This is a genomic window from Nocardioides sp. LS1 (genome assembly GCF_003865225.1).
GTDB lineage: Bacteria > Actinomycetota > Actinomycetes > Propionibacteriales > Nocardioidaceae > Nocardioides > Nocardioides ginsengisegetis.
Genome location: NZ_BIFF01000007.1, coordinates 218,792 through 234,162, shown reverse-complemented (window position 1 = coordinate 234,162; position 15,371 = coordinate 218,792). Strand labels below are relative to the sequence as shown.

Annotated in this window: 15 protein-coding genes; 10 read left to right on the top strand and 5 right to left on the bottom strand. The window is 73.8% G+C overall.

All coding sequences use genetic code 11. From position 1 onward, the window contains the following. Together EJF31_RS21025 and EJF31_RS21020 are read left to right on the top strand one after the other, a co-directional pair. Complete coding sequence (locus EJF31_RS21025) at window positions 1-972, top strand: right-handed parallel beta-helix repeat-containing protein (RefSeq protein WP_185736374.1); 972 nt, start codon at window positions 1-3, stop codon at window positions 970-972. After that, entirely contained in the window at window positions 956-1,780 is an 825-nt protein-coding gene (locus EJF31_RS21020) for a response regulator transcription factor (protein WP_185736373.1), read from the top strand. Before EJF31_RS21025 ends, EJF31_RS21020 begins: the two co-directional genes overlap by 17 nt. On the opposite strand, the gene meaB is transcribed toward EJF31_RS21020, so the two are convergent. From meaB to EJF31_RS21000, 4 genes are all read right to left on the bottom strand, one after another. Then, window positions 1,753-2,748 (bottom strand): methylmalonyl Co-A mutase-associated GTPase MeaB, encoded by a 996-nt coding sequence (meaB, locus tag EJF31_RS21015; RefSeq protein WP_125039134.1) that lies wholly within the window; start codon window positions 2,746-2,748, stop codon window positions 1,753-1,755. The two genes, EJF31_RS21020 and meaB, sit on opposite strands and share 28 nt — an antisense overlap. Next, window positions 2,748-4,949 carry a methylmalonyl-CoA mutase gene (scpA, locus tag EJF31_RS21010; protein WP_125039133.1) on the bottom strand — a complete coding sequence of 734 codons (2,202 nt, stop codon included), beginning with the start codon at window positions 4,947-4,949 and terminating at the stop codon, window positions 2,748-2,750. The genes meaB and scpA overlap by 1 nt, the downstream gene beginning before the upstream one ends. Further along, window positions 4,946-6,685 (bottom strand): methylmalonyl-CoA mutase family protein, encoded by a 1,740-nt coding sequence (locus EJF31_RS21005; protein ID WP_125039132.1) that lies wholly within the window; start codon window positions 6,683-6,685, stop codon window positions 4,946-4,948. Before EJF31_RS21005 ends, scpA begins: the two co-directional genes overlap by 4 nt. A 74-nt stretch (window positions 6,686-6,759) precedes the next feature. Then, a complete protein-coding gene (locus EJF31_RS21000) occupies window positions 6,760-9,045 on the bottom strand; it encodes a CDP-alcohol phosphatidyltransferase family protein (RefSeq protein ID WP_125039131.1) in 2,286 nt (761 codons plus the stop codon). 85 nt (window positions 9,046-9,130) lie between these two features. Between EJF31_RS21000 and EJF31_RS20995 the strand changes: the two genes are divergently transcribed. The 8 genes from EJF31_RS20995 (at window position 9,131) to EJF31_RS20960 (ending at window position 14,560) form a co-directional block, all read left to right on the top strand. Beyond that, the gene (locus tag EJF31_RS20995; RefSeq protein WP_221767689.1) at window positions 9,131-10,141 is read left to right on the top strand and encodes a zinc-binding alcohol dehydrogenase; all 1,011 of its coding nucleotides are present in this window, start codon (window positions 9,131-9,133) and stop codon (window positions 10,139-10,141) included. Further along, entirely contained in the window at window positions 10,129-10,524 is a 396-nt protein-coding gene (locus EJF31_RS20990) for a 6-carboxytetrahydropterin synthase (RefSeq protein WP_125039130.1), read from the top strand. The genes EJF31_RS20995 and EJF31_RS20990 overlap by 13 nt, the downstream gene beginning before the upstream one ends. Next, complete coding sequence (locus tag EJF31_RS20985) at window positions 10,521-11,525, top strand: glycosyltransferase family 4 protein (RefSeq protein WP_125039129.1); 1,005 nt, start codon at window positions 10,521-10,523, stop codon at window positions 11,523-11,525. The genes EJF31_RS20990 and EJF31_RS20985 overlap by 4 nt, the downstream gene beginning before the upstream one ends. A gap of 41 nt (window positions 11,526-11,566) precedes the next feature. Continuing rightward, window positions 11,567-12,403: a lysylphosphatidylglycerol synthase transmembrane domain-containing protein gene (locus tag EJF31_RS20980; protein WP_125039128.1), complete on the top strand. Its 837-nt coding sequence runs from the start codon at window positions 11,567-11,569 to the stop codon at window positions 12,401-12,403. Then, on the top strand, window positions 12,396-13,088 hold the full coding sequence (locus EJF31_RS20975) for a dihydrofolate reductase family protein (protein WP_125039127.1): 693 nt from the start codon (window positions 12,396-12,398) through the stop codon (window positions 13,086-13,088). The genes EJF31_RS20980 and EJF31_RS20975 overlap by 8 nt, the downstream gene beginning before the upstream one ends. 10 nt (window positions 13,089-13,098) lie before the next feature. Next, window positions 13,099-13,638, top strand: coding sequence for a DUF1697 domain-containing protein (locus EJF31_RS20970; protein WP_125039126.1), 540 nt, complete (start codon window positions 13,099-13,101; stop codon window positions 13,636-13,638). Between the two features lie 68 nt (window positions 13,639-13,706). Further along, window positions 13,707-13,982, top strand: coding sequence for a cyclase (locus EJF31_RS20965; protein WP_125039125.1), 276 nt, complete (start codon window positions 13,707-13,709; stop codon window positions 13,980-13,982). A 119-nt stretch (window positions 13,983-14,101) separates the two neighbouring features. After that, complete coding sequence (locus EJF31_RS20960) at window positions 14,102-14,560, top strand: MarR family winged helix-turn-helix transcriptional regulator (protein WP_125039124.1); 459 nt, start codon at window positions 14,102-14,104, stop codon at window positions 14,558-14,560. Between the two features lie 29 nt (window positions 14,561-14,589). Here EJF31_RS20960 and EJF31_RS20955 read toward each other — a convergent pair whose 3' ends face one another. Beyond that, window positions 14,590-15,366, bottom strand: coding sequence for a succinate dehydrogenase/fumarate reductase iron-sulfur subunit (locus EJF31_RS20955; protein WP_125039123.1), 777 nt, complete (start codon window positions 15,364-15,366; stop codon window positions 14,590-14,592). Between the last annotated feature and the right edge of the window lie 5 nt (window positions 15,367-15,371).

Genomic DNA, 15,371 nt, shown 5'->3' with positions numbered 1-15,371 from the left:
GTGCCCCGTCGCCGGCTTGTGGTGTCGCTCGCCCTGCTCCTCGGGGCGGTGCCGGCCTGCTCCGCCGGGGACGCGACTCCGCCGTCGGCCGTGCGGGGCTGTCCCCCCGGCGCCGAGGTCCTCTCCTCGGCCGAGGGGCTGCGCCGGGCGCTGGCCACGGCCGGTCCCGGCGACGCCTTCGCGCTGGCGTCCGGCCACTACGACGGGACCTTCGACGTCACCCGCTCCGGCACCCGGGCGTCCCCGATCCGCCTCTGCGGGACGCGCGACTCGGTGCTCGACGGGGGCGGCACGGACCACGGCTACACGCTGCACCTCGACGGGGCCTCGCACTGGGAGCTGCGCGGCTTCGCCGTGACCGGCGGCCAGAAGGGCGTGGTGCTGGACGGCTCGTCGGACAACGTGCTCTCCGGGCTGCACGTGACCGGGGTCGGCGACGAGGCCGTGCACCTGCGGTCCGGCAGCAGCGACAACCTGCTCGAGCGGTCGTTCATCGCCGACACCGGGCTGCGGGAGCCGGCGTACGGCGAGGGCATCTACGTCGGGTCCGCCGAGAGCAACTGGTGCGAGGTGTCGGCGTGCGAGCCCGACCGCAGCGACGGCAACCGGCTGGTCGGCAACACCGTCACCCGGACCACCGCGGAGGCGGTCGACGTCAAGGAGGGCACCACCGGTGGCACCCTGGCCGGCAACCGGCTGTCCGACCCCGGCGCGGACTCGGCGGTCGACCTGAAGGGCAACGGCTGGACGGTGCGTCGCAACCGGGTCGTGACCGGCCGCGGCGACGCGGTGCAGGTCCACGTGGTGCTCGACGGCTGGGGCCGGGACAACCGGATCGTCGACAACGAGATGACCGCACCGCGGTACGCCGTGTCGCTGGTCGGGGCGGCCCGGGACCATGGCAACGTCGTGGGGTGCGCACAGGTGGCCGGTGCCACAGGAGGGGAGAACAGCAATGTCCGCTGTCGCTGAGCCGGGGGTCGTGCTGCCCGTCGCGGTCGTCATCGAGGACGAGCACGACGTCGCCCACCTGCTCGAGGTGATCCTGAGCCAGGCCGGCTTCCGGGTCGTGGTCACCCACGACGGGGACGCCGGGGTCGAGGCGGTGCGGACCTACCGGCCGCAGCTCACGACCGTCGACATCTCGCTGCCCGGCGTCGATGGCCTCGAGGCGACCCGCCGGATCCGGGAGTTCAGCAGCACCTACATCGTCATGGTCACCGGGCTGGCCGGCGAGGACGACATCATCGGCGGCTTCGGCGCCGGAGCCGACGACTACGTCGCCAAGCCCTTCCGTCCCCGCGAGCTCCGCGCCCGCTTCATGGCCGGGCTGCGGCGGCCCCCCGGAAGGCTCGGCACCGGCGCTCCGGAGCCGGAGCCGGAGGCCGCTCCGGCCACGGCGGAGTCCTCCCCCGAGCCGGCCCCTCGCGCGGGCGTGCGCTTCACCGGCGAGTGGGTCGAGCTGCGCGGGCTGGCGCTCAACCCGCACCAGGGCCTGCTCACCGTCGACGGGCGCGCGCTCGAGCTGGACCGCCTCGAGTTCGACCTCCTCGAGATCCTGCTCTACTCCGGCGACCGGGCCCGCTCGCCCGGCGACCTCGCCATGAGCCTGCGCGGCGAGACCTACCTCGACTCCAGCCAGGTGGCCGAGCACGACCGCCGGCTGGTCACCCACGCGATGGCCAGCCTCGTGGCCCGGCTGGCCGACAACCGGCCCGACCCGCGCTGGATCGAGCAGCTGCCCGGCGGGGCCTACCGGCTGGTGCCGCCGGTGTCGTAGGCCGCCAGGATCCGGTCGGCGGCGACCGTCGCGGGCAGCTCCCCCGCCAGGACGCCGTCGCGGACCTCGTCGCGGATCGCGCGCACGCCCGGCGAGTCGCGGAGCCGCTGGGCGAGCTCGTCGCGGACCAGGGCCCAGGTGAACTCCAGCTGCTGGCCGGCCCGCTTGTCGTGCAGCCCCTCGGCACCGAGGTGCTCGCGGTGCGCGATCACCCGCTCCCAGAGGTCGTCGACCCCGACGTCGTTGAGCCCGGAGCAGGTGACGACCGGCGGCGCCCACTCCCCCTTGCCGCGCACGAGCCGCAGGGCGCCGGCCAGCTCGCGGGCCGCGGCGCGGGCCTCCTGCTCGCGGTCACCGTCCGCCTTGTTGACCGCGATCACGTCCGCGAGCTCGAGGATGCCCTTCTTGATGCCCTGGAGCTGGTCGCCGGTGCGCGCGAGGGTGAGGAAGAGGAACGTGTCGACCATCCCGGCGACGGTGACCTCGGACTGGCCGACGCCGACGGTCTCGACCAGCACCACGTCGTACGACGCCGCCTCGAGGACCGTCATCGCCTGGACGGTTGCGCGGGCGACGCCGCCGAGGGTGCCGGCCGACGGCGACGGCCGGATGAAGGCGTTCGGGTCGGCGGCGAGCCGGGCCATCCGGGTCTTGTCGCCGAGCACGGAGCCGCCGGTGCGCACGCTGGACGGGTCGACCGCGAGCACGCCGACCCGGTGCCCGGCCGCGGTCAGCCGGGAGCCGAGCGCCTCGATGAACGTCGACTTCCCGACGCCGGGCACGCCGGAGATCCCGACCCGCACGACGTCCCGCGACGTCCCGTCGACGCTCAGCTCGGTGAGCAGCGCGCGTGCCTGCTCCCGGTGCTTCGCGCTCGAGGACTCCACGAGCGTGATCGCCTGGGACACCGCGGCGCGCCGCCCGGCCCGGATGCCCTCGACGAGGCCGGCGACCTTGTCGTCGGCCATCAGTGACTGAGCTGCTCCCGCAGCTTGGCCAGGAGGTCGAGCGCGGACTCGGCGATGACCGTGCCGGGCAGGAACACCGCGGCCGCGCCCATCTCCTGGAGCGTCGGGACGTCGTCGGGCGGGATCACGCCACCGATCACGACCATGATGTCGGGACGGCCCTGCTCCTCCAGCGCCTTCTTCAGCGCGGGGAGCAGCGTGAGGTGGCCCGCGGCCAGCGAGGAGACACCGACGATGTGGACGTCGGCGTCGACCGCCTGCTGCGCGACCTCCTCGGGCGTGGAGAACAGCGGACCCACGTCGACGTCGAAGCCCATGTCGGCGAAGGCGGAGACCACGACCTTCTGGCCGCGGTCGTGGCCGTCCTGGCCCATCTTGGCGACCAGGATGCGCGGGCGACGGCCCTCGGCCTCGGCGAACTCGTCGGTGGCGTCGAGGACCTGCTGCACGAGTGTGCTGCCCGCCGATCCCGCCTCGTCCCTGAACACGCCGCTGATCGTACGGATCGTCGCCTGGTGGCGGCCGTAGACCTTCTCCAGCGCGTCGGAGATCTCGCCGACGGTGGCCTTCGCGCGGGCCGCGTCGACGGCGAGGGCGAGCAGGTTGCCGTCGAGGGACGCCCCGGTGGTCGAGCCTGTCGAGACCGCGCCGCGGTCGGCGGAGTTGGTGAGGGCCTCCAGCGCGCGGCGTACGTCGTCGTCGTTGCGCTCGGCCCGCAGCCGCTCGAGCTTGGCGACCTGCTGGCGGTAGACGTCGTCGTTGTCGACCTTGAGGACGTCGAGCTTGTCCTCGGCGGCGAGCCGGTAGGTGTTGACGCCGATGACCTTCTGCGTGCCGGAGTCGATCCGGGCCTGGGTGCGGGCCGCGGCCTCCTCGATGCGCATCTTGGGGATGCCCTGCTCGATCGCCTTGGCCATGCCGCCGGCCTGCTCGGCCTCCTGGATGTGGGCCCAGGCGCGCTCGGCGAGGTCGTGGGTCAGGCGCTCGACGTAGTAGGAGCCGGCCCACGGGTCGATCGTCCCGGTGGTGCCGCTCTCCTGCTGGAGCATCAGCTGGGTGTTGCGGGCGATCCGCGCCGAGAAGTCGGTCGGCAGCGCGATCGCCTCGTCGAGGGCGTTGGTGTGCAGCGACTGGGTGTGCCCCTGGGTCGCGGCCATCGCCTCGATCGCGGTGCGGCCCACGTTGTTGAACACGTCCTGGGCGGTCAGGGACCAGCCCGAGGTCTGGCTGTGGGTGCGCAGGCTCAGCGACTTGGGGTTCTGGGGGTCGAAGTCGCGCACCAACCGGGCCCACAGGGCGCGGGCGGCGCGCATCTTGGCGACCTCCATGAAGAAGTTCATCCCGATCGCCCAGAAGAACGACAGCCGCGGCGCGAACTGGTCGATCGTCATGCCGGTGGCCAGGCCCGCGCGGATGTACTCGACGCCGTCGGCCAGCGTGTAGGCCAGCTCCAGGTCGGCCGTGGCCCCGGCCTCCTGGATGTGATAGCCGGAGATCGAGATCGAGTTGAAGCGCGGCATCTTCGCGGCGGTGTAGCTGAAGATGTCGGAGATGATCCGCATCGACGGCGCCGGCGGGTAGATGTAGGTGTTGCGGACCATGAACTCCTTGAGGATGTCGTTCTGGATCGTCCCCGCGAGCTGTTCCGGCTTCACCCCCTGCTCCTCGGCCGCCGCGATGTAGAGCGCCAGCACGGGCAGGACCGCGCCGTTCATGGTCATCGACACCGACATCTCGTCGAGCGGGATGCCGTCGAAGAGCGTGCGGGTGTCGTAGATCGAGTCGATCGCCACGCCGGCCATGCCGACGTCACCGCGCACCCGCGGGTGGTCGGAGTCGTAGCCGCGGTGGGTCGCGAGGTCGAAGGCGACGCTCAGGCCCTTCTGGCCGGCCGCGAGGTTGCGCCGGTAGAACGCGTTGGACTGCTCGGCCGTGCTGAAGCCGGCGTACTGGCGGATCGTCCACGGCTGCGTGGTGTACATCGTCGGGTAGGGCCCGCGCAGGAACGGGCTCAGGCCCGGGAAGGTCCCCAGGGCGTCGAGGCCCTCGAGGTGCTCGGGGCCGTAGACCGGGAGGATGTCGATCCCCTCCGGGCTCGTCCACGCCTGCCCACTGCCGTCGGTGGTGGAGGAGCGGGCGCCGGCGAGCGACTCGACACCCCCGCCCAGCGGCAGTCCGCTGAAGCTCTTCGGGATGGTCATCGCAGCTTCTCCCTCGTACGGGTCAGGAAGTCGAGGGCGTCCACGCCCAGGGCGGCCGAGTCGTCGGCCCAGTCGCGCGGCTGGCCGGCGACGATGATCCAGGTCGCGCCCGCCTCGCGCAGGGCGGCTGCCTTCTCGGCGCCCTCGACGTCGTAGGCGCCGTCGGTGCCGACGACGCAGGCCACGCCGCCGGCCTCACCGGGCTCCGTCGTGACGGCGATGCCGCCGGCGGCGAGCAGGTTGCTGGCGAACGTGGCGCGCGCGGTGTGCTGGGCGATGGTGCCGAGCGGCGCCAGGAGGACCGGGGTGTCCACCGGCTCGTCCCGCATCGCCTCGAAGCTCGCGCCGTAGCGGCGGACGTTCGCCCACTCGTCGGTCGAGCCTGCCGAGGCCCGCTCAGGGAGCGTCTCGCCGAGGTTGGGGAACTCCGTGACGCCGGTGATCGGGCGCTTGCGGCGGGCGATCTCCTGCTCGCGGCGGGCGACGGTCTCCTCGACCATCGCGTCGAGCGACTCGCCGTCCTCCAGTCGGCCGAAGATCTCCCAGGCCGCGCGGGCCAGGTCGTCGGTGAGCTTCTCGACGGCGTAGGAGCCACCGGCCGGGTCGGCGACCGTGGCGACGTGGGACTCCGAGATCAGCAGCGCGCTGGTGTTGCGTGCGATCCGGCGGCCGAACGCGTCGGGCACGCCGAGGGGGCTGTCGAAGGGCAGCACGGTGACGGCGTCCGCTCCCCCGACGCCCGCGGCGAACGCGGCGACGGTGGTGCGGAGCATGTTGACCCACGGGTCGTACTTGCTCATCATCGGGCGGCTGGTCACCGCGTGCTGCCGCTGCACCCGTCCGCCCGAGCCGGTGGTCGAGCCTGCCGAGACCTCGCTGAGCTCGAGCACCCGCGCCCAGAGGCGACGGGCCGCGCGCAGCTTGGCGATCGTGGGGAACTGCTCGGCCGTGGCGGCGTAGCGGAACTCGACGAGTCCGGCGGCGTCCTCGGCCGAGATCCCCGCGTCGGTCAGGGCCCGCAGCACCCGCACGGCCGCCACCAGCGAGTGCGCGAGCTCCTGGGCGTCCGACGCCCCGCGGTCGTGGACCTTGGTGGCGTCGACGACGACCCCGAGCACGCCGGCGTCGAGGGCCAGGCGGGCGACGGCGACCAGCTCGGCCTCGTCGGCCAGGGCGTCGGCGCCGAGGTTGGTGCCCGGAGCCGGCGTGGTGCCGCGCTCCTTGAGCAGCGAGAGCAGGGCCCCGGCCGCGACGAGCGGCGCCGACGGCGCGTCGAGGACGACCGGCGCGAGGTCGAGCAGGACCTCGTTGAGCAGCGTCCTGAGGTCGGTGTCGGCGTCGACCGTGAGCCACAGCGAGGAGACCCCGCCGTTGAGGTCGACCAGCGCCGCCTCGTTGGCCGTCTTGGCGTCCGCCCCCGAGAGGTGGGCGCGGATGTCCCAGTCCCCGCTGCGCTCGGGGCGTCCGGAGGTCTGCAGGTCCTGCAGCAGGTCCGGGGTCCCGAGCGGGGTGACGGCGATGCCGTCGAGCGTGGTGCGGGTCAGCTTCTGCCAGACCAGGTCGTCGGGGTCCTCGTCGGTCATCCGTCGCGACTTGCGCAGCACCGCGGCGGTGCTGCGCTCCCAGTCGGTGACGGACCAGTCGTCCTCGGGCGACGCGAGCCGGAGCGAACCCTGGTCGGGCTCGAGCTCCGTGGGCTCGGCGAGGCCGCCCTCGACGGCGGAGTCGTCAGTCATGGTGCGAACGATAGGAGGGCCTGCTGGGCGCGGCCACACTGTGTGACTTTTTCGTCGGTGCGTTCGGGTGCCGGTCACCGGCCGTAGGCGGTGAGGAAGCGGTCCCGGAAGGCGTCCATCCGCCAGACCGGGGCGGTGGGCGAGGGCCGGAGCCCGTCCTGCCAGCCCCAGTCGGCGATCCGGTCCAGCACGGCGGGGTCGTGCGCGACGATCGAGACGGGCACGTCGCGGCCGGGGTCCGCGCCCGTGACGTAGGAGTGCGGCTGGTGGTCGCCCAGCACGACCAGGACCAGGTCGGGGTCGGGGTGGGTCGCGACGAAGGAGACCAGCGCCCTCAGGGAGTACTCGATCGACCGGCCGTACGCCGCGCGCACCCGCTCGGGGTCGCGGAACAGGACGTCCGCGGAGGGGCCCTGCTCCGGCATCCCGGCGTACACCGACCCGTCCCCGACGCGTGCCCAGGGCAGCATCCGCGGCAGCGGCGTCCACGGATGGTGGCTGGAGACGAGGTCGACCTCGGCCATCACCGGCCGCCGGCCCGCCCCCGTCAGCTCCAGGCGGCGCAGGGCCGCCAGGGTGTACTGGTCGGGCATCGAGGCATATCCGAACGTGGGCCCCCGGTAGCCCACGTCCCGGGAGTCGTACATCTGGTCGAAGTGGTAGAACGCCTGCCCCTGCGCCCACGCGTGGGTGTCGGCGGGGACGTCGGAGACCGTTCGCCACCCGGCGCGGCGGAACGCGTCGCTCAGGGTCAGCCGGTCGGAGGTCATCAGCTGGTCGTAGCGCTGCTGGCTGTCGACCCACAGGCCCGACTGGAGGCTCGCGTGCGCCAGCCAGCTGCCCGCGCCGAACGTGGGTGAGGTGAGGAAGGCGCTGCGGGCGGAGAAGCCCGCCGACCGGAGCCGCCGCGTCCCGGCGTCGAGGACGGCGTCGACCCCGGGTGCGTACGTCGTGTCCTGGACCGCGACCCGGCCGTAGCTCTCGACGAACACCAGCAGCACGTCCTTGCCGCGCAGCCCGGCCAGCATCCCGTCGGGCTCCGTCGCGAAGGAGTCCGAGCCGATCTCCCGCGCGAACGTGCGCCGGTCGGCCAGGTCGGCCCGCACCTGGGCGACGGCATCGACGGCCTGGCGCGCGGCGCTGGTCGAGGCGAGCTGGACACCGGCGACCGCGAGCAACGCCCAGGCGATCCCGAGCGCGACGACCGCACGCGCCGATCCACGGCGGTGCCGGTGGACCCACCCGGCGACGCGCAGCGTGCTGACGGGGAGGCCGACCGCGAGGGCGACCAGCAGCACCCCGGCTCCGACGGTCACCGCCAGGGCGGCGGAGCCGCCGATCGAGTCGCGGAGCACGCCGATCCCGGGGCCGAGGTAGTACCAGTCGTTGAGCACGTCGAAGGGGCGGTCGAAGACCACGCGGAACCCCATGTCGAGGAGCCGGAGGACGACCAGCGCGGCCAGCGCGAGCCCCGCGACGACGGCCACCGGACGGCGTACGACGTCGGGCAGGAGCAGGGCCACCACCACGACCACGAGGCCCTCGAGCGGGACCCGCAGCAGCCCGGCCGGGGTGAGGAGGTCGACGGTGTCGGGCAGGACCAGGGCGGCCCAGACCACGACGAACGCGACGCCGGTGACCACGCGGCCGCTTGCCGGAGGCCGGAGAGCCAGCCGGCGCAGGTCGTGCACCTGCCGGCCGAAGGACTCGGCGAGCAACGCCGCGGCGACCACCAGGGCTGCCAGGGTCACCCGATCGGGCAGCACGTCCGCCGCGGCGACGGCCAGCACGACGCCCTGGACCGCCGCGACGACCCGCGCCCAGCTCCGGCGCGGGAGCGACGCGCGCAGCCACGGCCAGACCCACGTGGCCGCCACGAACGCGTAGCGGGCCAGGCCGATCCCCAGCACCCACCAGCCCGACGTCCGCGCCACGTGGACGCTGAGCACCAGGATCAGGAAGGCGTCGACCTCCATGTCGAAACGGGCCCCGAAGTCCGAGGCGGTCCCGGTCCGGCGGGCCACCGGGCCGTCGACGCCGTCGAGGACGAGCGCGATGGCCGCGAGGGCCACCAGGGTGATCCGGAGGTGGGCGGCGTCGTGCCCGGTCGCCGCCTCCGCGACGAGGGCGGCCACCGCGGTGGCGAGCAGCCCGCGCGCCAGCGTCACCCGGTCGGCCGGCATCAGTCCCGGTCGTTCGTGGCGGCCCATGGCCGCGACGAGGAGACCCAGGAGGCCCACGCCGCAGGCCAGGCCCACGCTCCAGGCGACCGGGCCCAGGCCGACGGTCACGGCGAGCCCGCCGAGGAGCACGACCAGTCCCGCGAGCGCGCTCGAGGGTGCCGCGTGAACCCGATGCACTGTTCCTCCGTGTCTCCCAGGGGTACGACTGTCACTACGAGGAGGATGGCGTCCCGGTTCACCCGGGCGGGAGCGGAGGGCATCGATGACGCCGATGACGAGCGGGGAGCGGGCGTTCTGGGTGCGCGAGCCTGGCCACGGCGAGATCCGGACGGTGTCCGTGCCGCCCGCCGGCCCCGGCGAGGTCCGCGTCCGCACGCTCCGGTCGGCGGTGAGCCGCGGCACGGAGAGCCTGGTCTTCCGGGGCGGTGTCCCGCCGGACCAGCACGACGTGATGCGCGCCCCCTTCCAGGACGGCGACTTCCCCGGCCCGGTGAAGTACGGCTACCTCAGCGTGGGACGGGTCGAGGAGGGTCCGCCGGAGCTGCTCGGCCGGACGGTGTTCTGCCTGCACCCCCACCAGACGGCGTACGTCGTCCCGGTCGAGGCGGTGACGGTCGTCCCCGACGACGTGCCCCCGGCCCGGGCGGTGCTGGCCGGCATGGTCGAGACGGCCGTCAACGCCCTGTGGGACGCCGCCCCGCTCGTCGGGGACCGGGTCGCGGTCGTCGGCGCGGGGCTGCTCGGCTGCTGCGTCGCCCGGCTCCTCAGAGGGATCCCGGGCGTCGAGGTGACGCTGGTGGACGTGGACGCGGGACGCCGGACGGTCGCCGACGCGCTCGGCGTGGGCTTCGCCGGTCCCGGTGAGGCCGCCGGCGAGCGCGACCTGGTCCTGCACGCCAGCGCCACCTCGGCCGGGCTGCGGACCGCGATCGACCTCCTGGCGCCGGAGGGCACGGTCGTCGAGCTCAGCTGGTACGGCGACACGCCGGTCGACGTGGCGCTCGGGGGCGCGTTCCACTCGCGGCGGCTCACCCTGCGCGCCAGCCAGGTCGGCACCGTCTCGCCCGCGGTGCGCGGCCGTCGTACGACGTCGGAGCGGCTCGCCCTCGCGCTGGAACTGCTCCGCGACCCGGCCTTCGACGTGCTGCTCACCGGCAGCTCGCCCTTCGCCGAGCTGCCCGACGTGCTCGCCCGGATCGCGGCCGGCGACCTGCCCGGGCTCTGCCACGGCATCACCTACGACTGCCCCGAGGAGGAGCCATGTTCAGCGTGACCGTCCGCGACCACATGATGGTCGCCCACAGCCTGCCCGGCGAGGTGTTCGGACCCGCCCAGCGGCTGCACGGGGCGACGTACGTCGTCGACGCGACCTGGTCCGGCCCGACCCTGGACGCGGACGGCCTCGTGGTCGACATCGGGCTCGCCACCGAGCAGCTGCGCGAGGTGCTCTCCGCCTTCACCTACCGCAACCTCGACGACCTGCCCGACCTCGCCGGCACTCCCACGACGACCGAGGTGATGGCCCGCGTGGTCGCCGACCGGCTCGCTGAGCGGGTGGCCGCGGGGGCCCTGGGCCGGACCGGGCACCTGACCCGGCTGGTCGTGACCCTGCACGAGTCCCACGTCGCCTGGGCGAGCTACGAGCGGGCGTTGTGACGACGGTCCACGTGCTGACGCCGCCGGGGGTCGACGACCCGCGGCGGCCGAGCGGGGGCAACCGCTACGACCGGCGCGTCTGCGAGGGGCTGGAGGCCCTCGGCTGGCGGGTCCACGAGCAGGCCGTCGCCGGGACGATGGCGTCGGCGCTGTCCCGCATCGCCGACGGCGAGGTCGTCCTGGTGGACGGCCTGGTCGGCTGCGCGACGCCGGACGCGCTGGTGGCCGAGGCCGACCGGCTGCGGCTGGTCGTGCTGCTGCACATGCCGTTCGACGGCGGGGCGGCCGAGCTCCTTCGCCGTGCGGTCGTGGTCACGACGAGCAGCTGGACGCGTGGGCACCTCCTCGCGCGCGACGGCCTCGATCCCGGCCGGGTGCACGTCGCGGAGCCCGGCGTCGACGCCGCACCGGCGGCCCCGGGCACCCCGGACGGCGGGCGGCTGCTGTGCGCCGGCGCGATCACGACGGCCAAGGGCCACGACGTCCTGCTCGCTGCCCTGGCCCGGGTCGCGGACCTCCCGTGGAGCCTGCGGGCCGTGGGCGCGCTCGACCTCGAGCCCGGCCTCGTGGAGGGCCTCCGGGCGCAGGCGACGGGTGACGGGATCGGCGACCGGGTGAGGTTCACGGGCCCGCTCACCGAGCCCGACCTCGACGACGAGTACGCCGCCAGCGACCTGCTCGTGAGCGCCTCCCGTGCGGAGAGCTACGGCATGGTCGTCTCCGAGGCCCTCTCCCACGGGATCCCGGTGGTGGCCACCGAGGTGGGCGGGGTGCCCGAGGCCCTGGGCGGCACCGACGCGTCGACCCGGCCAGGCGCGCTGGTGCCCGCCGACGACCCCGATGCGCTGGCCGAGGTCCTGCGTCGCTGGCTGACCGAGCCCGGCACCCGGGACCGCTGGCGCTCCGCGGCCCGGCGACGAGCGGGGTCGCTCCCGCGCTGGTCCTCGACCGCCGCCCGGGTCGCCGAGGCCCTGGCCCAGGCCCGGAGCGGGTCGGGGTGAACCCGGACCGGCGCAGCGACGTACCACTGGTGGGAGGACCGATGACGATCGACGCGCGATGGTGGCGCCGGGCCCGCCTGCTCGGCGGCGCCCTGGTCCTGGCCGCCCTCGTCGTCCGGGTCGGCACCGGCCCGTTCCTCGAGGGCCTGAGAAGGGCCGACCCCGTCACGCTGGCCTGCGCCGTCGCGCTGACCCTGCTCACCACGCTCTGCTGTGTCTGGCGGTGGCACGCCGTCGCCCGTCGTCTCGGCGTCGACGTGCCCGTGCGCGACGGGCTGGCTGCCTACTACCGCTCCCAGCTCCTCAACGCGACGCTGCCGGGTGGTGTCGTCGGCGACGTGCACCGGGCGGTGCGGCACGGTCGCGACGTCGGCGACCGGGGCCGCGGACTTGCCTCCGTGGCCGTGGAGCGGGCGGCCGGGCAGGGCGTGCAGGTCCTCGTTGCCGTCGCGGTGCTGGGCGTGCTCCCCTCCGCGTTCCTCGTGCTCCTGCTCGCCCTCGTGGTCGTCGGCGGCCTCCGGGCCGGCTGGCGCACGGCGGGTCCGGTCCTTCTGGCGTCGGTCCTGGCCGTGGCGGGGCACGTCGTGGTGTTCCTCCTGGCCGCACGCGCCGCCGGCGTCACCGCGCCGCTCACGACCCTGCTGCCGCTCGCCATGCTGGTCCTGCTCGCCGCCTCGATCCCGGTCAACGTCGCCGGGTGGGGACCGCGTGAGGGGATGGCCGCCTGGGCGTTCGGGGCCGCCGGCCTGGGAGCGGCCGCCGGGGTCACCACGGCCGTCGTCTTCGGCGTCATGGCCTTCGTCGCGACCCTGCCGGGGCTGCTGCCGCTGCTGGCCGCCCCGGCCCGGCCGGTGGTGGAGGTGGGCTCCCGTGCGTGAGCGCCCCTACACGCTGCTCAGCTGCGCGATCTCGCTCGACGGCTACCTCGACCGCGCATCGGGACCCCGGCTGATGCTCTCCAACGACGCGGACTTCGACCGGGTGGACGCCCTGCGGGCCCGGTGCGACGCGATCCTCGTCGGCGCGCGCACCATCCGTCGCGACAACCCGCGCCTGCTCGTGCGCGCCCCCGAACGCATCGCCCAGCGGTCCGCCCAAGGGATGTCGCCCTCCCCCGTCAAGGTGACCGTGAGCGAGCACGCCCGGCTCGACCCCTGCGCCGCCTTCTTCGCCACCGGCGACGCCGAGAAGCTGGTCTTCTGCCCCACCGGAGCCACGGCCCGGGCCCGCGCCCGGCTGGGGGACGTCGCCACGGTCGTCGACGGCGGCCGGCACGTCGACATGGGCGGCCTCAGCGAGGAGCTCCACGACCGGGGCGTCCGTCGGCTCATGGTCGAGGGCGGGTCGTCGGTGCACACGCAGTTCCTGACCGCCGGCCTGGCCGACGAGCTGCACCTCGTCATCGCCCCGTTCTTCGTGGGTGACTCGCGGGCCCGCCACTTCGTCGGGGACGGCCAGTTCCCCTGGTCCCCCGACCGCCGCGCCCGGCTGGTCGAGACCCGGCAGATCGACGACGTCGTGCTGCTCCGTTACGCCCTGTCCGACCGGTTCACCGACAACTAGCGTGGCCGTCATGGCCACCGCCGTCGCGTTCTTCCGCAACCTCAACCTCGGGCAGGGCTGGGCGCCGAACCGGACCCAGCTCGAGGGGGCCTTCGCCGCGACGGGCGCCACCGGGGTGCGCAGCGTGCGGAGCAACGGCACCGTCGTCCTCAGCCACCCCGCCCCCGCACGGGCCGCCCGGGAGGTCCGGACGCGGCTGCGCGAGCTGACCGGGTACGACGACGTGGTCGTCGTACGCCGTGCGGCGTGGCTGCGGGAGCTCGTCCGGCACACCCTCACCCTCGGGCTGCCGGAGGACGTGCCGGTGGAGGTGGCGTTCTTCGACGCGGGCCCGACCCTGCCGGTCCCGCTCCCGTGGACCTCGCTCGACGGCCGGCTCCGGATCGTGTCGGGCGACGGCCGCCACGCGGTCACGACGTTCCACGACGACTCGGGGCGCGGCAGCAACGCCACCGTCGTGCTCCAGGACCTCACCGGTGCCCGCGTCACCTCGCGCGGTCTCGACACGGTCCGGGGGGTGGTGGACCTGCTGCCCGAGAGTTTTACTTGACTCCTAGTAACTAGAGGTCTAGTAATAAACACGTCGGGCAATCACCACCGAGAGAGGAAGGGACCGACATGACCACACTGGCAGTGCGACACACAGTGCAGGACTTCAACACCTGGAAGGCCGGGTTCGACGGGCATGACCAAGCGCGTCGTAGCCACGGGTCGACCGGCTACCGAGTGCTCCAGGACGGCAACAGCGTGCTGGCCCTGATCGAGTTCCCCGACGCCGCGGCCGCGCAGGCCTTCCAGACCGACCCGAAGCTGGGCGAGGTCATGGCCAACGCCGGCGTCATCGGGGCACCGGACATCAGCACCTGGTCCGAGGCATCCCGGGAGATGTACTGAGCACGGGGCGAACCTCCGGCCAGAAGGGCTCCCGATCCGGGAGCCCTTCACAGCGTCACGTCGCGACCGACTTCGAGCGCGAGTTCCCGGGGGGCAGCGAGTCAGCCAACTCCTGCGCCATGGCTCTGGCCCACACGGGGGACAGACTTCTCGCGCTCATCGACCAGGCCCTCCGGCACCACCGGCTGTCCAGGGCCGGGCGCGAGGCCCTCGCCGTCCTCGACGGGGCCGGACAACCCCTGTCGCCGACCGCCATCGCGGAACGGCTCATCGTGACGACGGCGAGCATCACCTCTCTGCTCGACACCCTGGAGCGCCGCGGGCTGGTCGAACGCCGGCCCGACCCCACCGACCGGCGAAGGCTGCTCATCGTGATCACGCAGGACGGGAAGGCCATCGTCGACCAGTTCCTGCCGGAGGTCGTCGCGCTGCAGACGGCCGCGCTGGCCACCCTGACCGAGCCTCAGCGCCGCCAGCTCGTCGAGCTGCTGACCACGGTCGGGGCCAGCTTGACCACCCTCGACGCCGACGAGGTCATCCGCGAGGTAGCACCCCGGGGCGTCCCGCGTCGCGTCTGACGCTGCTGAGCCAGATTGCTGGCTCCCCCTCAGACCTCGGTGCGGCCGTCGTTGTCCTTGTTGCGGATCCCGATCCTGGCCCCGAGCCAGACCAGCGGGTCGAACTTCCGGTCCACCACGCGCTCCTTCATCGGGATGATCGCGTTGTCGGTGATCTTGATGCCCTCGGGGCAGACCTCGGTGCAGCACTTGGTGATGTTGCACATCCCCAGCCCGGCCGCGCCCTGCGCGAGCTCGCGCCGGTCGTGGGTGTCGAGCGGGTGCATGTCGAGCTCGGCGTACCGGAGGAAGAAGCGCGGGCCCGCGAAGGCCGACTTGTTCTCGTCGTGGTCACGCACGACGTGGCAGGTGTTCTGGCACAGGAAGCACTCGATGCACTTGCGGAACTCCTGCCCGCGCTCGACGTCGACCTGCGCCATCCGCCGCTTGTTGTCGGCGTCGCGGGGCGGCGGCGCGAACGACGGCAGCTCCTTGGCCTTCTCGTAGTTGAAGGAGACGTCGGTGACCAGGTCGCGGATCACCGGGAAGGTCCGCATCGGCGTGACCGTGATCGTCTCGGCCGGGTCGAAGTCGGAGAGCCGGGTCATGCACAGCAGCCGCGGCCGGCCGTTGATCTCGGCGCTGCACGACCCACACTTGCCGGCCTTGCAGTTCCACCGGATCGCGAGGTCCCCGGCCTGGGTGGCCTGCACGCGGTGGAGCGCGTCGAGGACGACCTCGCCCTCGGACACCTCCACGGTGTAGTCGCCGAGGTCGCCGCCCGTCTGGTCGCCGCGCCAGATCCGCATCTTGAGGTGATAGCCCATGTCCG

Coding starts and splice junctions, on each gene's coding strand:
- EJF31_RS21020 (WP_185736373.1), top strand. CDS start 956: ATGTCCGCTGTCGCTGAGCCGGGGGTCGTGCTGCCCGTCGCGGTCGTC.
- meaB (WP_125039134.1), bottom strand. CDS start 2,748: ATGGCCGACGACAAGGTCGCCGGCCTCGTCGAGGGCATCCGGGCCGGG.
- scpA (WP_125039133.1), bottom strand. CDS start 4,949: ATGACCATCCCGAAGAGCTTCAGCGGACTGCCGCTGGGCGGGGGTGTC.
- EJF31_RS21005 (WP_125039132.1), bottom strand. CDS start 6,685: ATGACTGACGACTCCGCCGTCGAGGGCGGCCTCGCCGAGCCCACGGAG.
- EJF31_RS20995 (WP_221767689.1), top strand. CDS start 9,131: ATGACGCCGATGACGAGCGGGGAGCGGGCGTTCTGGGTGCGCGAGCCT.
- EJF31_RS20990 (WP_125039130.1), top strand. CDS start 10,129: ATGTTCAGCGTGACCGTCCGCGACCACATGATGGTCGCCCACAGCCTG.
- EJF31_RS20980 (WP_125039128.1), top strand. CDS start 11,567: ATGACGATCGACGCGCGATGGTGGCGCCGGGCCCGCCTGCTCGGCGGC.
- EJF31_RS20970 (WP_125039126.1), top strand. CDS start 13,099: ATGGCCACCGCCGTCGCGTTCTTCCGCAACCTCAACCTCGGGCAGGGC.
- EJF31_RS20965 (WP_125039125.1), top strand. CDS start 13,707: ATGACCACACTGGCAGTGCGACACACAGTGCAGGACTTCAACACCTGG.
- EJF31_RS20960 (WP_125039124.1), top strand. CDS start 14,102: ATGGCTCTGGCCCACACGGGGGACAGACTTCTCGCGCTCATCGACCAG.
- EJF31_RS20955 (WP_125039123.1), bottom strand. CDS start 15,366: ATGGGCTATCACCTCAAGATGCGGATCTGGCGCGGCGACCAGACGGGC.